The following is a 25290-nucleotide window of genomic DNA, read 5'->3' as shown; positions in this document are numbered from 1 at the left end:
GCATCCACCACCCCATCTGCTACCCTCACCTCAACCCATGTCCGACGCGAAGAACAAGCTCTACTACGGCGACAACCTCCAGGTCCTCCGCGACTACATCCCCGACGCATCTGTCGACCTCGTCTACCTCGACCCGCCCTTCAACTCCCGCCAGGACTACAACGTCCTCTTCGCCGAAAAAGACGGCAACCGCTCCGCCGCCCAGATCACCGCTTTCAAGGACACCTGGGAGTGGAACCTCGAATCCCAGGACGCCTACGAGCAGATCGTCGAACGCGGCGGCCGCGTCGCCGACGCCATGCGCGCCTTCAAAACTCTCCTCGGCAACACCGACATGATGGCCTACCTCGCCATGATGGCCCCACGCTTCGTCGAGCTACGCCGCGTCCTCAAAGAGACCGGCTCCATCTACCTCCACTGCGACACAACTGCCAGCCACTATCTGAAGCTGCTCATGGATGGCGTGTTCAGTCCTCAATTTTTCAAAAGCGAAATCACTTGGAAGAGAACCTTTGCTCACGGCAACGCCGGTACTAACTTCGGCAATGTGACCGACAGTATTCTTTACTACTCGAAATCGAAGGTGCCTGTTTGGAATGAGTCATTCGTGCCGCTCGGCGAAGGTTATGTCGAGAAGTTTTACCGACATACAGACCCTGACGGTCGTCGCTGGCGAACAGTAACCTTGAGAAACCCCGCGATTCGTCCCAACCTTCAGTACCCGTATACAGCTTTGAATGGTGTCACTTATCGGCCTCATCCAAACGGATGGTCATGGTCTGCCGAGAGAATGCGCCGATCTGATGAGCAAGGGATATTGGTATACCCCCAAAAACCTGAAGGCGCATTGATGATGAAACAGTATCTTGATGTGTCAAAGGGGCAACGGCTCTCAAACCTATGGGAGGACATTCCTCCGATCGGCGCTCAAGCCCAGGAGCGCCTCGGCTACCCCACCCAAAAACCCGAAGCCCTCCTCGAACGCATCCTCAAAGCCAGCTCCAACGAAGGCGATGTGGTCCTCGACCCCTTCTGTGGCTGCGGCACCACCGTGCAGGTCGCCCAGCGCCTCAACCGCCGCTGGATCGGCATCGACATTACCCATCTCGCCATAGGCCTCATCAAAACCCGCCTCGACGACGCCTATGGTCTCGACATCCGCAAAACCTATGAGGTCATCGGCGAACCCACCGACGTCGAAGGCGCGCGCCAGCTCGCCGAAGAGAACAAGTACCAGTTCCAATACTGGGCGCTCGGCCTCTGCGGAGCCCGCCCCACCGAAGGCATCAAGAAGGGAGCAGACCGTGGCATCGACGGTCGCCTCTACTTCCACGAGGCCCACTCCCCCGACTCCAAACAGATCATCTTCTCGGTCAAAGGCGGCCACAACATCGGCGTCGCCGAAGTCCGCGACCTCATCGGCGTCCTCCAGCGCGAAAAAGCCGAGATCGGCGTCTACATCAGCTTCGAAGAACCCACCAGACCCATGCAGAAAGAAGCCGCCGAAGCCGGCTTCTACACCTCCGTCGACGGCACCAAATATCCACGCCTCCAACTCCTCACCATCAAGGAACTCCTCGAAGGCACCAAACGCGTCGAACGCCCCCTCCACGTCCGCGAAACCACCTTCAAAAAAGCCCCCGCAGCCGCCCCGAACCAGCCACCAAGCTCTCTCTCAACTTCGGCCCCGACGACTAAACACCGGGTGCCCCATCTTCGCGACGGCTTTATCGTCGCTAAGGTGGGATGCACGTCGTCCACCCCCACAATGGACCCGGCACAATCAGGTACCCCGAGGCTTCAGCCTCGGGTCTCATAAATCCGCCTCGCAGAGGCGCTCCATGCTGCCGCAGGCCGGAGTGGAGCGAAGCTGAACGACTGAATTGCCTTCCTTGACACTGCCACCAACCCCACCCGCCAGCTAAACTACAACCCGATGCGCTATCTCGACCGCTACCTCAACGAACTCATCGACTACGGCGGCATCCCCACCACCCGCGCCGAGGTCATCCTTGACATGCAGCGCGCCGGTAACCCGCAGCCCGTCATCGACCGCTGGCTTCAGGGTCAGGAATACGCCGCCATTCTCCGCGCCCGCCAAAACCGCATCACGACCCGCATCTTCATCGCCACCCCTTGACACCGCATTTAGAATGGAGGTGTCGCAAGAACCCCGCCCAGGCGGGGTTTCGTCGTCTCACAGCTCTTTCTCAACTCGCCTCTCGGCCGCCATCCGAAGTAACCACAAACATGGTTACGAGCCTAACTCCAATCCGCTGCGGATCATAGCCCCAAAACCGGGGGAGGGTCGCCGCACAGCGGCAGTGCCGCTCGCATCGCCAAAGCGTCCCGGCCCGGTCCGTAAAAGCCCTTCACCGTTCCGACGACCTCAAACCCCAGCCGCTCGTAAAACCCGATCGCCGCCGCGTTCCCGGTGTAAACATGCAGCACCATCCACCGGCAGCCATCCCGCCGAACCTGCTCTGCCGCCGCCAGCATCAACCGGCTAGCCAATCCCTGCCGCCGCAACTCCGGCCGCACATCCAAGGTCACCACGTAGGCCACAGGCCCACCGGCAGCCCGCTCCACCTGCAAAATGCAGAATCCAGCAAGCATCGCACCGGACTCCGCAACCACTACCCGAGCCCGCTTCGCCTCCGCATAGCGCCGCATCTCCGCCCGCGAGAAGCGAAACGCCTCCTCGAAGCAGAGATCATCCAGCGCGACCATCGCATCCAGGTCACTCGGTCTGTAGGAACGAAGTTGCAAAAAGAATAGGAGAGAGCGAGTCTAAACCGCGACGGTAAAGCTGTCCTCGCTGCGCGTCACCGCCCGATACAGCGTATCCCGCTCAAACGGCACACGCCCCGCCTCGGTAATCAACCGCTCCAGGTCGCGCCGCCGCAGCCCCTGCGGAGTCTTCGCCCCGGCATCGTGGTAGATCTTCTCCTCCACCACGGTCCCGTCGATGTCATCCGCACCAAACCGCAGCGAAATCTGCGCCATCTTCGGCGTCACCATCTGCCAATAGCTCTTGATGTGTGGGAAATTGTCCAGCATCAGCCGGCTCACCGCAATCTGCCGGATGTCCGTCATCCCGGTAGACTTCGGCAGGTGCCCCAGCGCCGTGTTGTCCGGATGGAAGCTCAGCGGTATGAACGTCTGGAACCCGCCGGTCTCATCCTGCAAAGCCCGCAGCTTCAGCAGATGGTCAACGCGGTCCTCATCGTTCTCGATGTGCCCGTACAGCATCGTGGCATTGGACTTCAGCCCGGCCTTATGCACCAGCCGCGCGGTATCGATCCACTCCGACCCATCGATCTTGTGGTCGCAGATGATGTGCCGCACACGGTCAGCGAAGATCTCAGCCCCGCCACCCGGGCAGGAGTCCACCCCCGCCGCCGCCATCTTCTGGATCGTCTCTTCAATCGAAAGTTTAGCGCGCTTGGCAAAGAACGAAACCTCAACCATCGTAAAGGCCTTGATGTGAACCTGCGGATACCGCTCCTTCAACCCCTTCACGAGATCAAGGAAGTACTCAAACGGCAGATCAGGATGCAGCCCACCCACGATGTGAAACTCGGTCACAGCCTCAGTCAGGCCCTTGCCCGCAGTCTCCCAGGCCTCTTCCAGAGCCATGGTGTAGGTGTCGGCCGCACCCTTCTTCCGCCCGAAGGCACACAGGCGGCAGCTGGCAACACACACGTTCGTAGGATTGATGTGCCGGTTGACGTTGAAGTACGCAAGGTTTCCGTGCATCCGCTCCCGCACAAGGTTGGCCATCCAACCCACCGCTAGGATGTCACCCGAGCGATAGAGAGCAAGCCCATCGTCGAACGTCAGACGCTCACCGTTTTCGACCTTCCGAGCAATCGGCTCTAGCGCTGGATCGTCGGTCTGAAAACTGTGGCGAGGGCTGGTTGCTGCGTCGATTGCGGCCATGCTTCTATTCTAGCTCCGCCCGCTGGCCGTTGCGCACTGCATGGTGATCGCACGCAACGACCGCGTTGAATTACCGTTTGACAGGACTCGCGGTGGCCGTTGCTGACGCGCCCGCGGTGGTCGCAACCGTAGCCGCAGCACCATTAGTACGAGTGGGAACCACCGCAGAATCCACCATCTTTGGCTGAATGACAATGCCGTCAAACAGCGTCGCAGCAACCAGATGATCACCCACCGGCCGAGCAAAACGCAGCTTCCAGCCGCTGTTCCAATAATGCACCTTGTGGTCCGGCACATGAACGCTGAAAACGAAGCTCGACTGCGCAGTCGTCACCAGTATCCGGTCTCCACTCCGATCGAAGTAGATGGAATCAACGTCGTTCAGGGCCATATCTCGGGTCTGCTGCCATGTCGCCCCCATATCCGACGACCGAAAGAGCCCTTCACGGCCTCCCACCCAGACCGTGTGATCGTCATCCAGAGCAAGAGCGGAAACCTGTGTCAGAGCACCAGGCAGAGGAACCGGTTTCCAGGCCTCACCTGCGTTCGAAGATATCTCCATCTCCTTGAGGCTGGCGGCGACCAATGTACGCCCCTGCACCGCCAGATAACGAACCTCGTCAAGTTTGAGTGATGGGACACGCGACCAGTTATTGCCAAACGCATCGGCGTGCAACAACCCGCTGGATGTGCCTGCATAAATGTCGTTAACCTCAGGATTGAGGGAATAGACCAACTCGTCGAGATGCTCAACAGGCTGTCTGGTTGCAGACCTCGATACACGCCTCTCTCGCGTCTTCCCCTTGACAGCAGTCGAGACAGTACCAGCGTGTCGAGCCAAAACCGTTACACCCGCGTCAACCCACTCTCCATCCTGCAATCGAAAGATGCCGTGGTTCGTACCTGCGAGAATAACGCCATCTTCCGTTGCAGCCAAGCTAAAGATATCGCGCCCGCCCAGTCCCGAACTGTCCTGCTGCCAACTGACCCCAGCGTCGTTACTAGCAAACACTCCGCCCGCCTGCTTACCGTTCACTACACCGACATAGAGGCGTGCAGGATTATGCGGGTCGGCGGCATAGGCCGTGATCTGCCGTGAGGAGAATCCAGCGTTCGATGCTTCAAAGCTCTCTCCAGCATTGTTACTAGAAAGGACCCCGCCGCGGTCTGTAGCTAACAGAACATGGTCTGGATTCGCAGGATCGATGTAGACGTCGTTGACTATAAGATCAGGACTGGTTAACAGGTTCCAGTGGGCGCCAGCGTCGAGTGTCCGATAGAGCCCTTCCGTTGTGCCTGCAAAAATTGTGTCCAGATGCTTCGGGTCCTGCGCCAGCTTCCGAGTACGTCGGGCCGTGGAAGGTATTCCCTGGATTTTAGTGAACTTTGCGGCCGCATCGACACTCTTGTATATCCCCGAACAGGCACTTGCATAAACGACCTTGGGATCAGCAGGGTCTACGATGATCGAAAAGACGTCCGAGTCATCAATAAGTCCCTGTTTGATATTCGTCCAGTGCACCCCGCCGTCGACAGTCTTCCATGGAAGATGCCAGGTACCTGCATAGATGATGTCAGGATTTACAGGATCGATCGCTATCGATTCGACTTCATGAATCTCGGTGCTGTCTTTTGGACTGATCTGCTTCCAATGGGCACCACCGTCGAGAGAACGATAGACGCCACGAAGTGTGCCTGCCACCAGTTCATTCGGGTTCGACTGCGAACGGGCGATGGCCCGGATAGACTGCCCATGCATCTCGGCCTGCGCATACCAGTTAACTCCGCCGTCATCCGATATCCAAAGTCCCCCGTCAGGAGAGTCTACTTTCCAGGCAGCAACTAATAATCGCTGCGGGTCGTTAGCATCCGGCAGGATATGGTCAATGATCAGGTCGTTGCGATGTGCGATCTGCGCGACTCTCTTCCAACTGGCGCCCCCATCGTGGGAGTCATACACCCACCCCGTCGTTGTTCCAAGATAGATATGCTTTGGGTTTCGCGGATCTGTTGCGAAGGAACGAGCATCCCCGCCAAAGGGTCCCAGCGGGAACCAGGTAACTTCCGCTTGAAGCCCCAAGGAGAGACAAAACAACATGATTCCAACTGCCGATAGCCGCAAAACTCGCAAAGTCATCCTGCTCAAAAGTGTAGTCATACTGTAACTAGGCTACCGCAAAGCCTGAATCCGGTCACAATATCGGAATAACGTTGAATACGTCTGTTTGAACTTCATTACAAGCATAAAAGATGGCGTGAAATGCAAAAGCCGGCTGGAAAGCTCCCAGCCGGCTTTTGGTTGTGGTGCGTTTACTTCTTGTGTCTGCGCACCGGAGTACGGGGAACGGCCTTGACCGCGCTCTCGTCGACCGGAGTGATGCCGGTCACATCGAGGGTAGCGCCAGCAGGAATCAGGGTAGTCGTCGCGGTGTTGGTACCGGCATTGCCGGTGTAGACCGCGATGCGTGAGGCATCGATACCCTTTTCATCTACGAGGTACGCCTTTGTGTTGACGGCGCGCTCCGCAGCATTCTTCTCAGCTTCCTTCTCGGCCCGCTCTTCTTTCTTCGGCGTCTTCTTGCCAAACACCTTGACGGGCTCAGAGTTGCCAGTGATCACGAGCTTTGCGTCTGCCTGACGTTGAGCGGTGAGAGCAATGTCGTCAAGGCAAGCCTTGGCTTCGTTGTCCACACGCGTCGGACGCCGCTTATCGCGATCAAAGGAGACACTGCAGAGAGCCTGCGTCGTCGGAGCCGGCGGAGGCGGAGGTGCCTCAACCGTGACCGTGGTCTGCTGCGAAGCCGTCATGCCCTTGCTATCGACAACGTTGCAGGTAACCGTGATCGTTCCGGGAGCTGCACCAGTAGTTGACAGGGTAGCTGTCGAGGTGTTGCCGTTGATCGTACCCGCAGTCGAAGAGTAGCTGTAGGTCAGAGGATAGTTTTGCGGGCTGCTGCCCATCGCTGTGATGGTCGAGGAATCGCCGGGCTTGACCGTAGACGGGTTCGCAGAGCACGAAACAGTCGGCGGCAACGGAGCGGTGATCGTAAGCGGAACAGAGCAGTCAGCCATCTGAGTCGGCTTGTTGCCTTCAGAGACGTGGCCCTTGACAGTGTAGGTTCCAGCCGAAAGACCAGCCGTATCGATCGCCGCAACGTTTGACGTGCCCGAAACCTTGCCCGCGTCTGAAGTCCAGGTATAAGCAGCCGTCTTCTTCGGGTTGAGGTTCGCTGCGGTTCCCGTCACGGTGACGGGGTCACCCGGATAAATAGTGCCTGTAGGAGCCGTAACTGCGCAGGAGTAGGTCACCGGCGGCGGGGGAACGATGCTGCCGAAGTGGAAGAGAATACCGCTGCTCAGCTCGGCAGCGCCGAGGTTTGCGCGGCCACCCATTGGATCGTTGTTGGGGTTGACCGGACCGTAATCCTCATGGATGTAACGGTAGTCGGCCTCGAAGAGGCGAATACCGAAGTGGTGATTGAACCAAGGGAGGTCATAATCCATACCACCGCCAACCATAAGGCTGGGACCCCACTGGTAAGGCTCGGAATAGAAGGGACCGCCAGGGCCGTTCTCGGTCGCGTTGGGGCCCGAGCTGCGCACACCGCCAGCGAGGCCATGGGCAAACAGCGTGAAGTTTTGCATAGGAGCACGGAAGATCGGCCCCAGGTAGCCCGCCTGGAATCCATCGTTCACGCCATCCGGGTTATCGATAAAGATACCCTCCGCGCCAACGTACTTATTGAAGTAGTAAGCACCGCTGCCGATCACACCCTCGTCGACAGAGGTGAAAGGAACATCCTGCGGCTTCACCTGGCCATGTGCACCGAAGTAGGAGTAACCGAGAAAGATGTCCACTCGTGAAGGATTGGGACCGCTCATGGTCGTGCTGGGTGCGGTCTGGGCATTGATACTCAGAGTTGCTAGACTGACCGCACATGCAGCCAGCAAACTTCGGCTGATATTGCGTAACGGGCGATAAGACATTCGACAATCCTCCACAATATAAAACTAAAAATATATAAGCCGCTAACTTAGATGACACCTGTGAGATGACAGCGCGGCCAGAACGGTTTCCCACAAAGTTTACCGCAGATAAATCCTGTGTCCATAAGAAAATCCGCAGAGTAACAAATTTGCAAAAGCTTCAATACGCTTGAACTGACGTACACAACTACTGCCCGCTGATTCGCACACAGACTTACAAAACTGGCGACGTTCTTGCTCACCAGCAAACTTTATCCGAGATTCAGCGCTTCCTTCACAGTCCCTCTGCCTGCCTGAATCTTTTCTTGCAACAGGGTAATGGCATACAAAAGTTGTTCTGGTCGCGGTGGACAGCCGGGAACATAGACATCAACCGGGATCACCTGATTTACCCCCTGCAGGAGGGCGTAGTTATTAAAAACTCCACCTGAGGTGGCACATGCACCCATGGAGATTACCCATTTCGGCTCGGGCATCTGCTCATAGAGACGCCGAATAACCGGAGCCATCTTCTGCGAGACCCTTCCTGCAATGATCATGAGGTCGCTTTGGCGTGGGGAGGGGCGAAATACCTCGGCGCCAAAACGCGCAATGTCGTACCTAGATCCCCCCATCGACATCATCTCAATCGCGCAACAGGCCAATCCAAAGGTCATCGGCCAGACTGAATTCTTCCTGACCCAGTTGATCGCCGCATCGAGAGACGCCAAAACGACACCCTCAGGCTGCTCATCACCCCAATTCACCTCGTCAATCTTGGCCCGGTTCTTGGCGAAGCTATCTAACGTGCCAAAGATGTATCGGTCATTGCGATGTGAGTCGCTTGGTGAAAACGCCGCTGGCTGCTGTGTGTCGTGGCTCATAACTCTTAATATACGTTGTGATGCGGCATCAGCGCAGGTGGTTGGTCAGGGTTACTAAAACGGTACCAAGAGGGGAAAAAGCCCCCTGGCCGCTTTGGCGGGTCGATGCCGCCGTCATTCCGGCCCTAAAGCGGCATTTTCGGCAATTGCAGCCTCAAGTGCCGCGCAGAGCTCTTGCTCCAGTTCCCCATCCAACTTGGCACCATTGGAAGTCACGTAAAAAACATCAATTGCAGTTTCCCCTTCTGTGTCAATCAACGCAACCTCAAGGTTGAGGCCAAAGGAGCCAAATGTGGCGCTGATCGCTCGCAACAGACCCGGGACATCCTGCGCGACAATCTGCAACAGGGTGCTCTGTGTCGACGCTGTGTTGTCGAACACGATCGATGTCTCAACAATGACACGCGGTGCTTTGCGGCGCCCCCGTCGTCGGCTGCCCAACAACCTCTCCACGGAAGCCCGCCCGCACACCAGGTCCAGGATGCTGACTATGAACCGGTCACGTTCGGATTGATTCATTTCCAGCGTCCGGAAGATATCTGTGAATCGAAAAGTGTCCACCACCACGCCATCGGCATTCGCAAACGCGTCCGCTGTGACAACATTCATGCCCCACGCTGCAAGAGCAGCGGCCATACCTGCAAACAGGCGCGGACGGTCTTGCGTCACCAGCGTAATCTCGTTCACAGGGCCGTGCTGAAAAGCTATCTGGAAAGCCTCGTCCTTGAAGTGCTGCGTCATCTGGAAGTGATTGATGATCGCTTCGGGCGTTCGAGTGCTCAGGTAGCGTTCTGGAAAACCTTCAAGAAAGGCCTGCACCGCCGCTTCGCGCCCTCGACTAAGGGCAAGCACCCTTGCCAGTTTGTCGCGACTCACGGTTGTGGCGGAGTTCGAGAATTCCTCGCCCTTTACGCCGCCAACACCGCTTGCATGGAAGCGATCTTCATCCACGTTGCGATCCAGGTGGTTGGCGGTCGCCATCGAAAGCCGCCATAGGTTCTCCGCCTTCCAGGGCGTTAGAGCGTCGGGATGAACGGCCGCAATATCCGCATAGGTGAAGAGCGTGAGCATCCGCAGCAACTCGTGCGTCTCTACTTTGGCAGCAAAGGAGCGCACCGTCTCGGCATCAAAGATGTCACGCCGCACTGCAGCGGACATCTCAAGATGGATTTCGATCAACTGCAGAATGAGAGCCGCGTCATAAGAATCCATCTCGAGCCTTGCGATGACGCCGCGGGCCATACGGGTACTCTCCAGCGCATGGTTCTCAACAGCACGTCCTTTGCCCGTGTCGTGCAGCAGCGCTGCAAGGTAGAGCAGTGCTGGGTTCTGTAACTCCCGGATCATCGAATGGAACTTGACCCGCCAGTCAGGAGCGCCTTTCCCGGGATCGGTCTCGAGACCGTGGAGAGTGTCGATCAACACAAACGTATGCTCGTCGACCGTATAACGGTGGTACGCATCGCGGATCACCAGTGCGTCAATTCCATGAAATTCAGGCAGGATCAGCTCCAGCACACCTAACGCATGCATGGAACGGAGCGCCGCTCCGGCCCGCTCACCGGTAAGGATCTTCGCCAGCCTTTGCCACAGCCCCGGGCCTTCTTCCAGGCTGGCAGAAAGCAGCGGGATGGCGTCCGCAATACGTTCCTCGCTGAGCGGCGTCAGAGCAGTCCCGCTAACAGCCATGTCCGCAAAGGCCGACAAAACAGTCTCCGCGTCCTGCGCAGGATCGAGATTTGTCGCCGATCTGGCCTGTAGTTCGATACGACCGTTGTCGAGCTTGTAGCCCGGTTTCGGTGCAATCTTCACCCGGCGCCCCTCAGGTGTTGCCTCCATACGTTGGCCCGAGTGTTCCGCCTCACGCAGAAGACTTCTTTCAACGACACGGGCCTGCCGGAAGTAGGCACGCATCCAATACGCAGCGTCGACCTTCAGCCCACCTTCTATAACTCTGCCCAAACCGATCCTTGACTCGGCTGCGGCATCCTGCGCGAGCCAGTCGAGCGTGTTGTCATCTCGCTCGTGCCGATAGTGCAGAAAGCAACGTACGGCAGCAAGAAACGCCAGCGCCTCACTGAACTCTGAATTACCCTTGCCGGGCGCATCCTTGCGCAACGAGCGCAGCCATTCGCAGACATTCGCGTCACGCAAGCCACCGGGACATTCCTTGATGTTCGGCTCGAGGTGAAACAGCGTGTTGCCATACTTACCGTGACGTTCCCGCGTCAACCGCGCCAGCTCGGCGGCGATGGACTTTCCATCGCGCTGACGCATCTTGGCAACCGCCCGATCGCGCAACTTGGCGAAGAGCTCGGCATCTCCAGCAACCGAGCGCAGATCAAGCAGGGATATCCCGAATTCAGGGTTGGTCGGCTCAAACCGGTCGCACTCGCCAGGTTGACGCGACGCCAGTGAGACCTTCAGGCCACAGTCCCACAACTGCTGCGAGAGCCTGCTGATTGGCAGCTTTGCAAGGCTGACCTGCGACTTCTCGACGCAGACCAGCAGGTCTACGTCTGAGTACGGGAATAGAAGTCCCCGTCCGAACCCACCGATCCCTGCGATCGCGATGCCTTTAGCCAGCTTCGGCTCGGCGACGACTTCATTCCGCCACAGGCGCTGCACAATCGAGTCAACGAGCGCTGCCCTTGCCGAGGCTGCACGCAGGCCGTCTCCGGTCAGCTCAAAGCCGCGACGAACCTCAGCCATCTGGCGTTCGTACTCTCCGCGAAGTCCAGCGCCGCTGCTGCTCTGGTCGTCTATCGCCGCTCCCCTTTTTTACAGCGCGATCTCCCCGCGCTCATCGTTGCGAATCCTGATGGCTTCGTCGATCTTCGAGACGAAGATCTTGCCGTCGCCGATGCGGCCAGTACGCGCCGCGGTAATGATGGCCTGGATAGCCTTCTCCGCCAGTTCGTCGGTGACTACCAGTTCGAGCTTCACCTTGGGCAACAGATCCACCGCATACTCACGCCCGCGGTAGAACTCCGTATGGCCCTTCTGACGACCGTGGCCGCGTGCCTCAAAGATAGTGATCCCGGAGATGCCCGCCTCGACAAGAGCATCTTTTACGGCGTCCAGCTTGGAGGGTTGAATGACAGCTTCAATCTTTTGCATAAGTCTCTCGCTCTTCTAGATGTCTGGTTGCTGGATCGCTAAGCTGCCTCCCAGTCATAGCCTTCTTCGCCATGCTGGGTCAGGTCGAGACCTTCACGCTCCTCGTCCTCGCTTACGCGCAGCCCTATGAGCTTATCAACAATAAACAGAATGATCAGAGTGCCAACAATGGAGAGGGTCCATGCGATGGCCACACCGACCAACTGATTGAGCAGCTGCTTGTGGTTGCCGGCGAAGAAACCGTCGATATTCACACCGGGATTGATGAAGGCGCGAGCGAAGAGGCCAGTGAGGATGGCGCCGAGCGTCCCGCCTGCGCCATGTACACCAAACGCGTCCAGCGAGTCGTCGTAGCCGAAGATCGCCTTGACCTTAACCACCATGAAGAAGCAGAAGACACCGACAATAAGGCCGATCCAAAGGGCTCCCATGGGGGTGACGAAGCCGGCCGCCGGGGTGATGCCAACCAAGCCGGCAACCGCTCCCGAGATTCCACCCAATGCCGAGGGCTTGCCGTTGCGAATCCACTCCGCAGCCAACCAGCCAAGTGCGGCGGCGGCAGCGCCGAAGTGCGTTGCGACAAAGGCCGAGGTCGCCAGCGGGCCGGAGCCCAGCGCCGAACCTGCGTTGAAGCCGAACCAGCCGACCCACAGCAGGCAGGCACCCACGAAGCTGAGCACCACCGAGTGCGGCGGCATGGCCTTCTTTGGGTAGCCGAGACGCTTGCCCATGTACAGGGCCGTCACAAGGGCGGACACGCCCGAGGTGACGTGGACGACCGTTCCGCCCGCGAAGTCCAGACAGGGGAACTTGCCGCCGGCGACGTTCAGCAGACCGCCAACACCCCAGACCATGTGCGCCATCGGGCTGTATACGAAGATGGCCCACAGCGTGAGGAAGACCACCATCGCCGAGAACTTCATCCTCTCGGCAAAGGCGCCGGTGACCAGCGCGGGGGTGATGATCGCAAACATGAGCTGGTAGATCATGAACGTCTGCTCAGGGATCGTCGCGGCGTAAGCGGTGTTGGGGGTGACGCCCACTCCGTGGAGGAAGAGGTGGCTGAAGCCGCCGATGAAGGCGTTGCCTGGGCCGAAGGCCAGGGAGTAGGTCAGGAACGCCCACAGGACCGTGATGATCGCCATCATGGCGAAGGTCTGCATCATGGTGCCGAGTATGTTCTTCTTGCGGACCAGGCCGCCGTAGAACAGGGCCAGGCCGGGGCCGCTCATCATCAGCACCAGGGCGGCGCTGGTGAGCATCCAGGCATTGTCGGCGTTGGACTGCGCGGCGGCGACGGCAGCGGTGTTCGCGGCGGTTGCCTTCTCCAGGGCGGCGAGGCGATCGGGGACCTGCGCCAGTAGCGGAGTTGCCGAGACGAGACCCGCAGTCAGCAGAAAGCCCGCCTTGAAGAGGCGGCCCGCGCCTGCCGAGTGGTCCCGAATTCCTGAAATCAGCCTCAATCTCGCCATCCGATACAGTTCCCTTCTAGTGTTGTTTTAGGCGGAGGGGTCCCCCCGGCATTTTTCCTGCAAGATCCGCAGCAATATAGACTTAGGGGTGGATCACCTCGTCGGGGAGGTGGGTTGTGAACTGGCAGTCCTGCCGTCGAAGTTGATGCAGCTCCGGTTGCGAAGAGTCGTTCCACGATTGACTTGCAAGTTACATACTTTATTGCTGTATTCGTCTCATTATATAGGCAGTGTCAAGGTTCTGTGGAAGGCTGAGCCAGAGTTCTCCACAGGCGATGAGAGGTAAGCCGACGAAATTCCGGTCTCTTCTTTCCGAAGTGCAGCCATCCATTGAAGACGGCGTGGGCGCTGCCGTTGTAGGCTGAGGCGATGGCGACTGAACTGCAACATACGAGCTGGGACAAGCTCCCGGTAGAGACGATGAATCCACTGCTGACCCGGCAGTTCGTAACCGGCGAGCAGGGGATGCTGGCACGAATTGTGCTGAAGAAGGGCTGCATTGTGCCACGACATAGCCATCCAAACGAACAGATCAGCTATATCACCGAGGGAGCGCTTAAGTTCCTTCTCGGCGACGAGGCGGCCCCGATGGAGCACATTATCCGGGCTGGTGAGGTGCTGGTCATCCCCGGTGGACTGCCGCACTCGGCCGAGGCGCTGGAGGACACGGTCGATTTCGACCTGTTCGCACCCCCGCGGCAGGACTGGATCGCCAGGGACGACAGCTACCTGCGGTAGATCAACGCAGCTCAGGTCAGGTAGACAGCCCACGGACTCCCTGAAAGAATCCGAAGAGCTAAGAACGGCGCGTTCCTGCGCCGTCGAGCCCCAGGCTAAAACTGGGCATCGGAGTCAGCATGAAGACCGTACGCATTGGAAACCGTGAGTTGGGCGCAGGCCAGCCCTGCTACATCATCGCCGAGATCGGCATCAACCATAACGGCAACGTGGACCTGGCGAAGCGGCTGATCTCCGTGGCGGTGGCTGCCGGTTGCGATGCGGTGAAGTTCCAGAAGCGCACGATCGACGTGGTGTACACCGCGGCCGAACTCGCGACGCCGCGGCCCAATCCGTTCGGCGATACCAATGGCGACCTGAAGCATGGGCTCGAATTTCACGAAGAGGACTACGCCGAGATCGACAGTTTCTGCAAGCAGGTGAAGATCGACTGGTTTGCCTCGCCGTGGGACGAGGCCAGTGTGGACTTCATCGAACAGTTCAACCCACCGGTGTACAAGATCGCGTCGGCATCGCTAACCGATGACCACCTGCTGCGGCACATCCGCAGCAAGGGCAAGCCGGTGATCGCCTCAACGGGCATGAGCACGTATGAGGAGATCGACCACGCGGTAAACGTGCTGGGCGAGGACAACCTGGTGCTGATGCATACGACTTCAACGTATCCGGCGAAGTATGAGCAGCTGAACCTGCGCGCGATCCCGAGTATGATCGAGCGTTACGGCTTGCCGGTGGGTTACTCGGGGCATGAGACCGGCATCCCAACCTCGGTTGCCGCGAGCGTGCTGGGTGCGTGCTGCGTGGAGCGGCACATTACGATGGACCGCGCGATGTGGGGCTCGGACCAGGCGGCGTCGCTGGAGCCGAATGGGATCTCGCGGCTGGTGCGCGACATCCGGCTGTGCGAGCAGTCGATGGGCGACGGCATCAAGCGTGTGTACGAGGAAGAGATTCCGGTGATGAAGAAGCTGCGGCGCGTGGGCGCGCACGTCTAATGGCCAACGAGGAGATGCTGCGAACGTTGCAGGCTGTTGCGTTCGATGTGGATGGCGTGCTGACCGACGGGCGGCTGACGTGGTCACCCAGCGGCGAGGAGTTCAAGAGCTTCGCCTTCGCGGACATCATGGGCGTGAGTTTGCTACGGCGTCTCGGCATGAAGATGGCGCTGATCTCGGGCGAGCCAGCCGCACAGGTGGACCTGTTCGCGAAGAAGATGCACATTCCGTTTGTCGCCAAGGGGACGCGCGATAAGGCGGCTGCGCTGCGGGAGTTCGCGGCACAACTCGGCGTGGCGCTGGAGCAGACGTGTTTCTTCGGCGACGATGTGAATGACCTGTTTGCGATGGAGATCACTGGCATGTGCGCCTGCCCGGCCAACGCTGCCGCCGAGGTGCTGGCGTATGTGCGTGGGCGTGGCGAGAGCGGATTTGTTGCCGAGTTGCCGGGAGGCCGCGGAGCGGTGCGGCAGTTTGCCGATGCCGTGATTGCAGCGCGCGGATTGCGCGGGCGTGATGTGTTTCTGATGCAACCGCCGACACAGTGACAGGCAGCAGAGGGGGACTCGGGATGGATGGAAGCAGGGCCGCGATCGAGACGCCGCTGCGCGAGGTGCTGATCGAATCGCCTGCCGAGGTGCGAGCGCGCGAGAACCATGCATTGGCGGAGCTACTGGCGGCGCATGGTGGTCGTTGTGTTCTCTATGGAGCAGGAACGCTGGGGCGGCGCGCAGTGGAGTCGCTGCGCACGATTGGCATAGAGCCGCTGGCGGTTTGTGACGGCAATGCTACGCGGTGGGGGGAGTTGGTGGCAGGGCTTACTGTGGTGTCTCCGCGGGAGGCTGCAGAGCGGTTCGGCGCGAAAGCGGTCTTCTTCGTGACGATCTGGAACGACTTTCACTGGTATGTGGATACGGAGGCGAAGCTGCATGCACTGGGTTGCGTTGCCGTGTCGAGCTATGCGCCGCTGTTCTGGCGGTTCGGCAATGACTTTATGACGATGCTGCTGCTGAATGAACCGCCTCACCGCTTGTATGAGGCCCTGCCGCAGGTGCTGGAGGCCGAGACGCTATGGGAGGACGCTGAGTCGCTGGCGGTCTATCGCGCCAACATTCGATGGCGGGCGCTAGGCGATGCGCGAGGGTTTCCGTACCCTGCTCCGGTGACGACGTACTTCCCTGCCGACCTTCTGGAGCCGCGCGAAGACGAAGTGCTGGTGGACTGCGGCGCGTTCGATGGAGATACGATCCGACAGATGCTGGAGTGGAGCGGCGAGCGATTCGAGGACGTATATGCCGTGGAGGCCGATGCGGTCTCTGCAGGCAAGCTCGCTGCATATGTGGCTGGGCTGCCGCACTCGGTGGCAGCGAAGATCCATCCGATAGCGTGCGCGGTAGGTGCTGAGCGTTGCACACTGCGCTTCGCGATGAGCGGAGCGGCGACCTCCACAACGAGCGATGAGGGCGTAGACGTAGAGTGCCGCACGCTGGATGAGATGTTTGCCGGACAGCGCGTGACGATGATCAAGATGGACATCGAAGGCGCTGAGTACGGCGCGCTGCTTGGGGCACGCGGGACGATCGAGTGCGAGATGCCTGTGCTGGCGGTGTGCGTGTATCACACGCAGGCGGATGTGTGGCGTATACCGCTATTGCTGCGGTCGATGCAGCCAGCGTACTGTTACTTTCTGCGCGCGTATGACGGCGATGGGCTGCAGACGGTACTCTACGCCGTGCCACCGCAACGGCTGCGCAGTGCAGAGCAACGGGCCGCTACAGCGGTTCCACGAAAGAGCGCGTCTGCATGAGCGAGATGACCACACCGGTATCGGTTTCACCGCAACGGCCGAGTCTGCGCGAGCGGGTACTGGCGCTGTTTCCGCCAGGGCAGTTTTTGCGATATCTCTGCGTTGGCTGCTTCAACACGGCGTTCAGTTATGTGAGCTATGCGACCGCATTGACACTGCTGACAGATGTGGTGCCGACGAAGTATCTCTACCTGACCGTGGTGATGGCTTCGGCGATTGTGACGCCGATCAACATCACCGTCTCGTTCACTGGCTACAAATACCTCGTCTTCCGCAGCAAGGGACATTACCTGCATGAGTGGATGAAGGCCTTCGCGGTCTACGGCGTGGGCTGGATTCCGAGCGTATTTACGCTCTCCGCGCTAACGGGTGTGCTGCAGGCTGTGTTGCATCACTTCCATGCGCCACTGCACGCCGCCAGCCTCGTGGTAGAGGCGCACCTAAGCGGCGCGCCGCTGCACTGGGTGCAGCACGCGGCCCATGGCAAGGCCGCGGCAGGTTATATCTCTGGGATCTTTCTGATCTTTTTCGCGATGATCTACAGCTTCCTCGGGCACAAGCATGTGACGTTTCGGCAAAAGCCGAGCACCGATACCGACGCAGAGGATACAGTGGATAGAACCGTGGCGTAGGCTGTGGGCAAGGAGAGCAGCAAGACCGTGAGCGCGAAGACTATCTCGATCCTGACGCCCTGCTACAACGAAGAGGCGAACGTGCTGAACCTCTACAACCAGGTGCGCGCTGTGATGGCGCAGATCGGGCGATATGAGTATGAACACATCTTTATCGATAACGCCTCGCAGGACAATACTGTCGCGATACTGAAGAGGATTGCGGCCGAAGATCCGAACGTGAAGGTGATCGTGAATGCGCGCAACTTCGGACACATCCGGTCACCGATGCATGCCCTTTGCCAGACAAGAGGCGACGCGGTGATTGGGATTGTCGCCGACCTGCAGGACCCGCCTCCGATGATCGCGGACATGATCGCTGCATGGGAGCAGGGCGCGTACTGCGTGCTGGGCGTGAAGCGCACGAGTGAAGAGAACTCGCTGATGTTCTGGCTACGCAAGCAGTACTACAAGCTGGCGGAACGGCTGAGCTCGGTGCAGACAATCCAGAACTTTACGGGATTTGGACTGTACGACCGCAAGGTTGTGGACCTGGTGAAGAGCTTCGACGATCCTTATCCATATTTTCGCGGCATGATTGCGGAGATCGGGCTGCCGACCGTAAAGCTGGAGTACGATCAGCCAGCGCGCAAGTTCGGCGTGACGAAAAACAACTGGTACACGCTGTATGACATTGGGATGCTTGGCATCATTAACCACTCGAAGGTGCCGCTGCGGCTGGCGTCGTTTGCAGGGTTCGCGGGCGCGGTGCTGTCGTTCCTCGTTGCGCTTGGGTATCTCGCTGCGAAACTGATCTTCTGGTACACGTTCACGGTGGGCGTGGCGCCGATGATTATTGGGCTGTTTTTTCTGCAGTCGATCATGCTGGTGTTTCTCGGAGTGATGGGTGAGTATGTCGGGGCGATCTACACACAGCTGCAGCACCGGCCTTATGCGGTAGAACTGGAGCGGCTGAACTTTGACAAGCCCGCCGGGCATCCGCGGCAGGACGCAGTGACGCTCGGGGAGCGGACGTTCGCATGATGGACCTGGTGAAGAAGCAACTGGAGCAGTCGGTGGCGACGATGACGCGCGTGCTCGCGGATGAGACGATCCATGCCGCGGTGCTGGAGGCCGGGCGCGTGACCGCGGAGGCGATGAAAACCGGGCGCAAGCTGATGGTGTGCGGCAACGGCGGCTCGGCGGCGGATGCGCAGCATCTGGTTGCGGAGTTCGTCTCGCGGCTAACGGTGGACCGCCCTGCCCTGCGCGCGATCGCGCTGACGACGGACTCGAGCATTTTGACGGCGATTGGCAATGACTATAGCTATGAGAACGTCTTTGAGCGGCAGGTGGAGGCGCTCGGGTTGCCCGGCGATGTGCTGCTGGCGATCTCGACGAGCGGCAACTCGAAGAACTGTTTGAAGGCGCTGGCGCTGGCGAAACAGATGGGCGTGCGCACAATCGCGTTCACTGGAAACAATGGCGGCAGGATGGCCGAACTGGCGGAGATCAACGTGATTGTGCCTTGCGATGTAACAATGAATATTCAGGAGTCGCAGCTGGCGCTGGAGCATATCTTCTGCATGGTGGTGGAGCGGTGCTACTTCGGGCCGGGATTTGGAGAGGCACAATCATAATGACTTATCGAGGCGCGCAGAACCTGATCAAGCGTGGGGATGAGGCGGGGCTGCGCGAGGCGCTGGAGCAGGGGCTCGATGCCAACCTTGCAAACCAGAATGGCTGGACACTGCTGATGCTGGCGGCGGTGGAGGGCAGCGTGCCTGTGGGGCGCGCGCTTATGGAGCATGGCGCGGACGCCTCCCATGCAAACAACAAAGGGCACACAGCGGAGCAGCTTGCGAAGGACCGCGGCTTCGATCTCTTCGTTGCGATGCTTCTTGAGAAGAACGCCTGACACCGATAGCGAGTGCACCTGTTTTGGAGCAAACACAAGTCCGAGGCTAAACGCTATCTGCTGAGGACTTTGGATCGAAAAGTATCCGGGGGGAGGGGTGGGGTATTGGCCTTACTTCACCGGCAGAATTCCGAGTTCCTGATAGATTGGCTTGATGATCTTGCGGATAGCGGGAAGCTCCAGCGTGAACCAGATGCCTCCCAGAACGCACGCAGCGCCTGTAAACATCACGGTCTTCGGCGCGCCGATCCAGTGCGCGAGACCGCCCGCGAGCAGGCTGCCAAATGGGGCCATGCCGACGAACGCCATCGTGTAGTAGCTCATCACTCGGCTGCGTTTGTCCTCTGGGACAAGCGTCTGGATGATGGTGTTGCTGCATGCGAGCCCCTGCATCATGCCGAAGCCGACGAAGAGCATCAGCAGCATCGAGAGCCAGAGCCAGTGCGAGAGGCCGAAGAGAATCAACCCCACGCCGAAGACCACTGCAGCAATTGGAATCATTCGAGTAAGACCACGGACGGATTTGCGGACTGCGAGTGAGAGCGCGCTGACGAGCGCGCCAATCCCTGAAGCTCCTGTAAGGAAGCCGAGAGTGTGCGGACCGCCGTGCAATACCTGCGCAGCAAAGATGGGCAAGAGCACAGCGTAAGGCCATCCCATGAGGGAGAGCAAGGCGAAGAGCGTCAGAATCGTGCGGATCGGACGGAAAGTGCTGACGTACGACCAGCCTTCTTTGAGCTGCTCCACCATGGTGACGGTCGCGCGACGGATGACACGCGGCGGAACAGACATCATCAGCAGTGAGACGATGACGGCGAAATAACTGATGCCGTCGATGGCAAAGCACCAGCCCTCGCCAACGGCCGCGATCACGATACCTGCGAGCGCGGGGCCAATGAGCCGTGCGGCATTGACCATCGAGGAGTTGATGGCGATGGCGTTTGAGAGGTCGTCGCGGCTTTCGACCATCTGCACGAGGAAGGACTGGCGTCCCGGCATGTCGAAGGCGTTGATGACGCCCTGCAGGATGCTGAGGACGACGATCTCGTGAATAGTGATGCGATGCGCAAGGGTGAGCGCGGCCATCGCGAGCGACTGGACCGCTGCCAATGCCTGTGTCCAGACGAGGAGTTTGCGGCGGTCCATGCGCTCAATGAGCACGCCGGCAAAGGGAGCAAGCAGGAAGGTCGGAATCTGGCCGGCAAAACCTACGACGCCCAGCAGCAACGCGGAGTGCGTGAGCCGGTAGACGAGCCAGCTCGTTGCAAGGCGCGTCATCCAGGTGCCTATCAACGAGATGCTCTGGCCCGAGACGAAGAGCTGGAAGTTACGATGACGCAAGGCTCGCCATGCGTGTGCGAACCTTGGCTGGCGTATGGATGCCCCCTGTTCGACACCTGGTTCGGATGTACTCTGCACTACTACTCCTTTTCGTTTGGCGACTCAGGCGGCCTTGCTGCAAGCTGGTCGAGAACGTTCTGCGTCGTAGTTGTCTCACCACGCCGTGGGAAGACCTTCTCCACGTAGTACTGATGGGTCTCTGGGTCGCGGTCGGTCATCGCATCGGTGACGAAGACCACGTTGTAGCCAAGGTCGAAGGCGCTGCGCGCGGTCGATTCCACGCCAGAGGCTGTGGCAATGCCGGTGAGGAAGATCTGCGTGACACCGCGCTGGCGCAGCTGTTCGTGGAGCGTAGTGCCTAGAAAGGCGCCGACACGTTGTTTGCTGATAAAGATGTCGCCTGGTTGCTGGTCCAGCCGTGGGTCGAGCTCATCCCAGCCGGGCGGAGGTGCGGAGACCGGACTCGGTATGTCCGTACGGCCGGGTGCGCGGCCTGTTACGTTGACCAACACGACGGGCAGATGGTGCAGGCGGAAGGCACGGGCGAGCCGAGCAGAGCGTTCCACGATATCGGTGGTGTCGTGTGCAAGAGGCATCGAGACGATGCCTTTCTGCAGGTCGATGACGAGAAGGGCGGCGATGGGATCGAGCTGCGTAAGGGGCATATTCGTCCTTTCAGAGTTTCAGGGAGGAGCAACCTCGTCAGAACCGGTCTTCTTCCACTAATCGTTTAATGATCTCGCCCGCGTAAAAGAGAGTTTCCTGATCGTGCTCATTGAGTGAGGATATGGCCTGGGCCAGCCATGTGCGCTTGGCATCACCCGCACGCTTGTGCATCGCCGACCCCTTTGGAGTGAGATGAAGCTCAACCTGGCGGCCATCGGTGGCGTGAGGACGACGCTCGATCCATCCTGATTCTTCGAGCGCGGCAACGATGGTGCGCATAGATTGAGGACGCATGCCCTGCGCTCGCGCGAGATCAGCCGTCGTGGAGGGACCATGCTTTGCAATTCGGTTGAGTACGGCGACCTCAGACCACGAGATCTCGTCTGACGAAGCAGCGACACGAGCCCGGCGTACCAACATCCCGATGGCGTGATTGAAGTCGACAACAGCGAGTTCGATCGATTTCCGCGTCACTGTGACAGTGTATTAGATTAACAGTACAACTTGCAAGTTTAGCTGTTTATCGGTTGGCAGAGACGTGAAGGAGACGCATACTGAAGGGATGCCGTACAAGCCACTTCCGGATGAAGATCTCGCCAACGTCATAGTTCAAGCAGCGGCGGCCTTTGAAGCGTTGAAGGACGCGCGCGTGCTTTTGACTGGTGGAACAGGCTTCTTCGGACACTGGCTGTTGGAATCGTTGCTACGAGCGAACCGCGAGATGCGGTTGAGTGTGCGGGTAACCGTACTTACCCGTGACGCTGCGAGGTTTCGGAGCGAGTCTGCATGGGTTGCAGATGATGCTGCGATCACGTTGCTTGAAGGGGACGTGCGGAACTTTCAATTTCCTGATGGGTCGTTCAGCCACATTGTTCACGCTGCGACGGACTCTGGAGGGCAGCAGAGCGGACGGATGGATGTCGAATTGTATGACGACATACTGCGTGGCATGCAACGGGTCCTTGATTTCGCTCATGCCTCGGGTGTGAAGCGCATTCTGTATGTCTCGACGGGAGCGGTGTATGGGCGCTCGACGCAGATGCTGAAGACGCCGGAGAACTATTTGGAGCAACGGGAGGTGCGGCTCCCGGAGGGATCGTACGAGGCGACGAAGAAGGCGGCGGAGATGCTTTGCCTGGAACGATCAGCGTTTGATTCCTTGGAGTGCGTGATCGCTCGTCCATTTGCGTTTGTTGGACCAAGACTGCCGCTCGATGCGCACTTCGCTATTGGAAACTTTTTGAGTGCGGCTATGCGCAACGAGACGATTGTCGTGAAGGGCGATGGAACACCACGGCGGTCGTGGATGTATATGAGTGACCTGGCGGCGTGGCTATGGACGCTGCTGGTCCGCGGTGAAGACGGACGGGCGTATAACGTGGGATCAGAGGAGGCGTATTCGATCCGCGAGGCGGCGCAGATAACGGCCGAGACTCTGGCGCCGGGGATCGGTGTAGAGATTCAAGGTGTACCGGCAATGGGCGCGGCGATGAACAACTATGTGCCTTCGGTGGAGCGAGCCCGCGTGGAGCTTGGACTGCAGGTGACGGTGTCCCTAGTCGAGGCGCTGCGGAAGACGGCTCAGTGGTACGCAGCGATGTGAGGTAAGAGCCGCTAGTGGTCGAGAGAATGGCGCGGGGCGTCCATGCAGGAGTTTTGCTGGGCAAATTGCGGTCGATGAGGCATGGTCATTCAATCGTCAGAGTGACTGTAGTGGTGTGGACGACGAGAATACCCGCGAGATTCGTTCCAGTGGCGCTGACAGTGAGCGTGTAGATTCCTGCGGCTGGAGTTGGCGGCTGGTTGACTCGGTCTCCGCAACCGGAGATAAACAGCACGAGTGGAAGTAGCGGGAGGAGCAAACGTCGCGATTTGCGCCTAAGGAAGATCAGCGGCAGGAACAGTAGTGCATAGGGCGCGGTGGTGTGCGTGGCAAGATGCGCGATAGGTTGCGCAAGGGTCTGCACACTGAGTGTTGTGGCTGCGACGGAGGCCCCTGGAACAACTTGCGGCGGAGCGAAGCTGGCTGTAGCGCCGAAGGGAAGACCGCTGACAGCGAGGGACACGGCCCCGGTAAAGGCGCCATTTTGGGGGGTGATGTTCAGGTTGTAGGTGGCGATGGCGCCTGCTGCAGCGGTTTGGTTGGTGGTGCCGGTTGTGGCGATCGTGAAGTCGGGTATCGGCTTGACGATCGCTGTGATTGGGGGGGCGCTACCTGGCGCGAAGTTCGCGTCGCCGAGGTAGGAGGCGACGATGGTGTGGCTGCCCGCGGTGGGAGCAAGATAGACTCCGCTGGCAATGCCTGCGGTGAGTTGGGCAGTAGCAATGGTGGTAGGGCCTTCGAGAAACGTAACCGTGCCGGTTGGTGTGCCGCCGGTGGGGGCTGTGACATTGGCGTTAAGCAGCAGAGGCATGCCTGCGTAGTCGTTGGGAGATGGTGGCTGCATGATGACGGTGGCGGCGGCTTTGCCAGCGGAGAGCGTGATGGCTGAGCTGGTGGCAGCGGGGTTGAGGCCGTCGCCGGTGTAGGTGGCGGTGATGGTGTGAGCTCCAGCGGGGAGCGAGAAGGTTGCGGCTCCGGAAGCCAGAGTCGCGGTTGGGCCGGGGGTGCCGTCGATGGTGAGTTGTACGGCACCTTGCGGTGTGGAGATGCCGGTGACGGTTGCGGTACCAGCGGCGATGAACGTGACCGCGGTGGTGCGGGTTGGTGCGAAGGCTGCAGGAAGGTAGAGATCGCCGTTGGTGACGAGGATGCGGAGTGTGTGGTTCGGTGCGTCGGCCAGGATGGAGTAGCCGAAAGGGGAGATAGCAACGGCTCGAGGTGTGTTGAGATTGGCAGAGAGAGCGGTTGTGCCATCTGTTGTCGTGCCTTGCGTTGGGCCTCCGGCGAGGGTTGTGATGGTGCCGGTGGCGGAGATGGAGCGGATGCGCTGGTTGTTGGCGTCGGCGATGAGGAGCGCGCCGGTGGCGGTAAGCGCGAGGCCGCGTGGCGAGTTGAGCTGAGCTGAGGTGGCGAGGCCGTTGTCGCCGAAGTAGCCGGGTTTGCCGGTTCCGGCGAGGGTGGTGATGGTGCCGCTGGAGTCGATGATGCGGATGCGGTGGTTGTGCGTGTCGGCGATGTAGATCACGCCGTTGGCGGTGGCGATGCCAGAGGGCGTGTCGAACTGAGCGGCGGTGGCGGGGCCGTTGTCGCCCGAGAAGCCCTGGATGCCGGTGCCAGCGATGGTAGTGATGGTACCGGTTATGTCGATACGGCGAATGCGGTTATTGGCGGAGTCGCAGACTAGCAGTGCGCCGGTGGAGTCGAGGGTAAGTGCGTTTGGTGCATCGAGCTGGGCCGATGTTGCGGGGCCGCTGTCGCCGGAGTAGCCGGGTTTGCCGGTTCCAGCGAGGGTGGTGATGGTGCCGTTCGTGATGGCACGGACGACGTTGTTGCCGGTGTCCGCGATGTAGAGCGTGCCGTTGGTGGCGATGGTGAGCGCCTGCGGACTGTTGAGCTGGGCTGATGTTGCTGGGCCGTTGTCGCCAGCGTAGCCTTGTGTGCCGGTGCCGGCGATGAGGAGGAGCTGGCCTCCGAGGGTGGACTCGAAGACCTGGTGGCGGTTGGCGTCGGTGAAGTAGAGGTTGCCGGCGGTGTCGTAGGCCATGCCGGTGGGCAGCAGGATGGAGCTGGGTGTGACTTGTGCGTAGAGGCGAGCCGCGATGAGGAGCGTGATGGCGATGGCGAGTTGGCGCGCGGACACAGGAATCCTCCTCTGCGGGTGCTGCTGGCTGCACTGTGCGGATTCGTGTTCCATCATAGCGCGAGGCGCTGGTGGAAGCTGTAAGCT

Annotated in this window: 23 protein-coding genes; 11 read left to right on the top strand and 12 right to left on the bottom strand. The window is 59.6% G+C overall.

Going from position 1 to position 25290, the window contains the following annotated elements:
- The first annotated feature begins 37 nt into the window (after nucleotides 1-37).
- Nucleotides 38-1819: a DNA methyltransferase gene (locus tag GOB94_RS15805; RefSeq protein WP_182276803.1), complete on the top strand. Its 1782-nt coding sequence runs from the start codon at nucleotides 38-40 to the stop codon at nucleotides 1817-1819.
- 117 nt (nucleotides 1820-1936) lie between these two features.
- Nucleotides 1937-2140 carry a hypothetical protein gene (locus GOB94_RS15800; protein WP_182276802.1) on the top strand — a complete coding sequence of 68 codons (204 nt, stop codon included), beginning with the start codon at nucleotides 1937-1939 and terminating at the stop codon, nucleotides 2138-2140.
- Nucleotides 2141-2283: 143 nt separating this feature from the next.
- Here the strand turns inward: GOB94_RS15800 and GOB94_RS15795 are convergent, their stop codons facing one another.
- The 8 genes from GOB94_RS15795 to GOB94_RS15760 all read right to left on the bottom strand — a co-directional run bounded on the left by GOB94_RS15795 (nucleotide 2284) and on the right by GOB94_RS15760 (nucleotide 13384).
- Nucleotides 2284-2769, bottom strand: a complete 486-nt coding sequence (locus tag GOB94_RS15795) for an N-acetyltransferase (RefSeq protein ID WP_182276801.1) — start codon at nucleotides 2767-2769, stop codon at nucleotides 2284-2286.
- Between the two features lie 21 nt (nucleotides 2770-2790).
- Nucleotides 2791-3942, bottom strand: a complete 1152-nt coding sequence (mqnE, locus tag GOB94_RS15790; RefSeq protein WP_182276800.1) for an aminofutalosine synthase MqnE — start codon at nucleotides 3940-3942, stop codon at nucleotides 2791-2793.
- A gap of 70 nt (nucleotides 3943-4012) precedes the next feature.
- Complete coding sequence (locus GOB94_RS15785) at nucleotides 4013-6100, bottom strand: hypothetical protein (protein ID WP_182276799.1); 2088 nt, start codon at nucleotides 6098-6100, stop codon at nucleotides 4013-4015.
- 152 nt (nucleotides 6101-6252) lie between these two features.
- On the bottom strand, nucleotides 6253-7824 hold the full coding sequence (locus tag GOB94_RS15780) for a hypothetical protein (RefSeq protein WP_346265628.1): 1572 nt from the start codon (nucleotides 7822-7824) through the stop codon (nucleotides 6253-6255).
- Nucleotides 7825-8180: 356 nt separating this feature from the next.
- A complete protein-coding gene (locus tag GOB94_RS15775; protein ID WP_255484440.1) occupies nucleotides 8181-8675 on the bottom strand; it encodes an NADH-quinone oxidoreductase subunit B in 495 nt (164 codons plus the stop codon).
- Nucleotides 8676-8906: 231 nt separating this feature from the next.
- Complete coding sequence (locus tag GOB94_RS15770) at nucleotides 8907-11504, bottom strand: ACT domain-containing protein (protein ID WP_182276796.1); 2598 nt, start codon at nucleotides 11502-11504, stop codon at nucleotides 8907-8909.
- Between the two features lie 69 nt (nucleotides 11505-11573).
- The gene (locus GOB94_RS15765; protein WP_182276795.1) at nucleotides 11574-11912 is read right to left on the bottom strand and encodes a P-II family nitrogen regulator; all 339 of its coding nucleotides are present in this window, start codon (nucleotides 11910-11912) and stop codon (nucleotides 11574-11576) included.
- A gap of 38 nt (nucleotides 11913-11950) precedes the next feature.
- The gene (locus tag GOB94_RS15760) at nucleotides 11951-13384 is read right to left on the bottom strand and encodes an ammonium transporter (RefSeq protein ID WP_182276794.1); all 1434 of its coding nucleotides are present in this window, start codon (nucleotides 13382-13384) and stop codon (nucleotides 11951-11953) included.
- Nucleotides 13385-13753: 369 nt separating this feature from the next.
- Between GOB94_RS15760 and GOB94_RS15755 the strand changes: the two genes are divergently transcribed.
- The 8 genes from GOB94_RS15755 to GOB94_RS15720 all read left to right on the top strand — a co-directional run bounded on the left by GOB94_RS15755 (nucleotide 13754) and on the right by GOB94_RS15720 (nucleotide 19453).
- Nucleotides 13754-14122: a cupin domain-containing protein gene (locus GOB94_RS15755; protein WP_182276793.1), complete on the top strand. Its 369-nt coding sequence runs from the start codon at nucleotides 13754-13756 to the stop codon at nucleotides 14120-14122.
- A 119-nt stretch (nucleotides 14123-14241) separates the two neighbouring features.
- Nucleotides 14242-15117 (top strand): N-acetylneuraminate synthase family protein, encoded by an 876-nt coding sequence (locus GOB94_RS15750; RefSeq protein WP_182276792.1) that lies wholly within the window; start codon nucleotides 14242-14244, stop codon nucleotides 15115-15117.
- A 14-nt stretch (nucleotides 15118-15131) separates the two neighbouring features.
- Nucleotides 15132-15665 carry an HAD hydrolase family protein gene (locus GOB94_RS15745; protein WP_255484058.1) on the top strand — a complete coding sequence of 178 codons (534 nt, stop codon included), beginning with the start codon at nucleotides 15132-15134 and terminating at the stop codon, nucleotides 15663-15665.
- Nucleotides 15666-15688: 23 nt separating this feature from the next.
- Complete coding sequence (locus tag GOB94_RS15740) at nucleotides 15689-16924, top strand: FkbM family methyltransferase (protein WP_182276791.1); 1236 nt, start codon at nucleotides 15689-15691, stop codon at nucleotides 16922-16924.
- Nucleotides 16921-17556: a GtrA family protein gene (locus tag GOB94_RS15735; RefSeq protein ID WP_182276790.1), complete on the top strand. Its 636-nt coding sequence runs from the start codon at nucleotides 16921-16923 to the stop codon at nucleotides 17554-17556. The genes GOB94_RS15740 and GOB94_RS15735 overlap by 4 nt, the downstream gene beginning before the upstream one ends.
- A 27-nt stretch (nucleotides 17557-17583) precedes the next feature.
- Entirely contained in the window at nucleotides 17584-18579 is a 996-nt protein-coding gene (locus tag GOB94_RS15730; protein WP_182276789.1) for a glycosyltransferase family 2 protein, read from the top strand.
- Complete coding sequence (locus GOB94_RS15725; RefSeq protein ID WP_182276788.1) at nucleotides 18576-19175, top strand: D-sedoheptulose 7-phosphate isomerase; 600 nt, start codon at nucleotides 18576-18578, stop codon at nucleotides 19173-19175. Before GOB94_RS15730 ends, GOB94_RS15725 begins: the two co-directional genes overlap by 4 nt.
- Complete coding sequence (locus GOB94_RS15720; protein WP_182276787.1) at nucleotides 19175-19453, top strand: ankyrin repeat domain-containing protein; 279 nt, start codon at nucleotides 19175-19177, stop codon at nucleotides 19451-19453. Before GOB94_RS15725 ends, GOB94_RS15720 begins: the two co-directional genes overlap by 1 nt.
- Before the next feature lie 111 nt (nucleotides 19454-19564).
- Here the strand turns inward: GOB94_RS15720 and GOB94_RS15715 are convergent, their stop codons facing one another.
- Genes GOB94_RS15715 through GOB94_RS15705 form a run of 3 tightly spaced genes read right to left on the bottom strand, consistent with a single transcriptional unit; the run spans nucleotide 19565 to nucleotide 21934 of the window.
- On the bottom strand, nucleotides 19565-20872 hold the full coding sequence (locus GOB94_RS15715; protein WP_220464952.1) for an MFS transporter: 1308 nt from the start codon (nucleotides 20870-20872) through the stop codon (nucleotides 19565-19567).
- A 2-nt stretch (nucleotides 20873-20874) separates the two neighbouring features.
- Nucleotides 20875-21459, bottom strand: coding sequence for an isochorismatase family protein (locus GOB94_RS15710; RefSeq protein ID WP_182276786.1), 585 nt, complete (start codon nucleotides 21457-21459; stop codon nucleotides 20875-20877).
- A 37-nt stretch (nucleotides 21460-21496) separates the two neighbouring features.
- Nucleotides 21497-21934, bottom strand: a complete 438-nt coding sequence (locus GOB94_RS15705; RefSeq protein WP_220464951.1) for a MarR family transcriptional regulator — start codon at nucleotides 21932-21934, stop codon at nucleotides 21497-21499.
- Nucleotides 21935-21998: 64 nt separating this feature from the next.
- On the opposite strand from GOB94_RS15705, the gene GOB94_RS15700 reads away from it, so the two are divergent.
- Nucleotides 21999-23063: an NAD(P)-dependent oxidoreductase gene (locus GOB94_RS15700; protein ID WP_220464950.1), complete on the top strand. Its 1065-nt coding sequence runs from the start codon at nucleotides 21999-22001 to the stop codon at nucleotides 23061-23063.
- Nucleotides 23064-23148: 85 nt separating this feature from the next.
- On the opposite strand, the gene GOB94_RS15695 is transcribed toward GOB94_RS15700, so the two are convergent.
- Nucleotides 23149-25203, bottom strand: a complete 2055-nt coding sequence (locus GOB94_RS15695; protein ID WP_182276784.1) for an Ig-like domain repeat protein — start codon at nucleotides 25201-25203, stop codon at nucleotides 23149-23151.
- Nucleotides 25204-25290 lie beyond the last annotated feature (87 nt).

Origin of the sequence: Granulicella sp. 5B5, from assembly GCF_014083945.1 — a bacterium.
In the GTDB taxonomy this organism is placed as follows: domain Bacteria; phylum Acidobacteriota; class Terriglobia; order Terriglobales; family Acidobacteriaceae; genus Granulicella.
The sequence above is the reverse complement of the archived record's forward strand: the minus strand, read 5'-3'. Positions and strand labels throughout refer to the sequence as shown.

Excerpts from the sequence above, each read along its gene's own strand:
- GOB94_RS15805 (WP_182276803.1), top strand. The coding sequence starts at position 38 with ATGTCCGACGCGAAGAACAAGCTCTACTACGGCGACAACCTCCAGGTC.
- GOB94_RS15800 (WP_182276802.1), top strand. The coding sequence starts at position 1,937 with ATGCGCTATCTCGACCGCTACCTCAACGAACTCATCGACTACGGCGGC.
- mqnE (WP_182276800.1), bottom strand. The coding sequence starts at position 3,942 with ATGGCCGCAATCGACGCAGCAACCAGCCCTCGCCACAGTTTTCAGACC.
- GOB94_RS15785 (WP_182276799.1), bottom strand. The coding sequence starts at position 6,100 with ATGACTACACTTTTGAGCAGGATGACTTTGCGAGTTTTGCGGCTATCG.
- GOB94_RS15780 (WP_346265628.1), bottom strand. The coding sequence starts at position 7,824 with ATGAGCGGTCCCAATCCTTCACGAGTGGACATCTTTCTCGGTTACTCC.
- GOB94_RS15770 (WP_182276796.1), bottom strand. The coding sequence starts at position 11,504 with ATGGCTGAGGTTCGTCGCGGCTTTGAGCTGACCGGAGACGGCCTGCGT.
- GOB94_RS15765 (WP_182276795.1), bottom strand. The coding sequence starts at position 11,912 with ATGCAAAAGATTGAAGCTGTCATTCAACCCTCCAAGCTGGACGCCGTA.
- GOB94_RS15760 (WP_182276794.1), bottom strand. The coding sequence starts at position 13,384 with ATGGCGAGATTGAGGCTGATTTCAGGAATTCGGGACCACTCGGCAGGC.
- GOB94_RS15755 (WP_182276793.1), top strand. The coding sequence starts at position 13,754 with ATGGCGACTGAACTGCAACATACGAGCTGGGACAAGCTCCCGGTAGAG.
- GOB94_RS15750 (WP_182276792.1), top strand. The coding sequence starts at position 14,242 with ATGAAGACCGTACGCATTGGAAACCGTGAGTTGGGCGCAGGCCAGCCC.
- GOB94_RS15745 (WP_255484058.1), top strand. The coding sequence starts at position 15,132 with ATGCTGCGAACGTTGCAGGCTGTTGCGTTCGATGTGGATGGCGTGCTG.
- GOB94_RS15740 (WP_182276791.1), top strand. The coding sequence starts at position 15,689 with ATGGATGGAAGCAGGGCCGCGATCGAGACGCCGCTGCGCGAGGTGCTG.
- GOB94_RS15735 (WP_182276790.1), top strand. The coding sequence starts at position 16,921 with ATGAGCGAGATGACCACACCGGTATCGGTTTCACCGCAACGGCCGAGT.
- GOB94_RS15725 (WP_182276788.1), top strand. The coding sequence starts at position 18,576 with ATGATGGACCTGGTGAAGAAGCAACTGGAGCAGTCGGTGGCGACGATG.
- GOB94_RS15720 (WP_182276787.1), top strand. The coding sequence starts at position 19,175 with ATGACTTATCGAGGCGCGCAGAACCTGATCAAGCGTGGGGATGAGGCG.
- GOB94_RS15710 (WP_182276786.1), bottom strand. The coding sequence starts at position 21,459 with ATGCCCCTTACGCAGCTCGATCCCATCGCCGCCCTTCTCGTCATCGAC.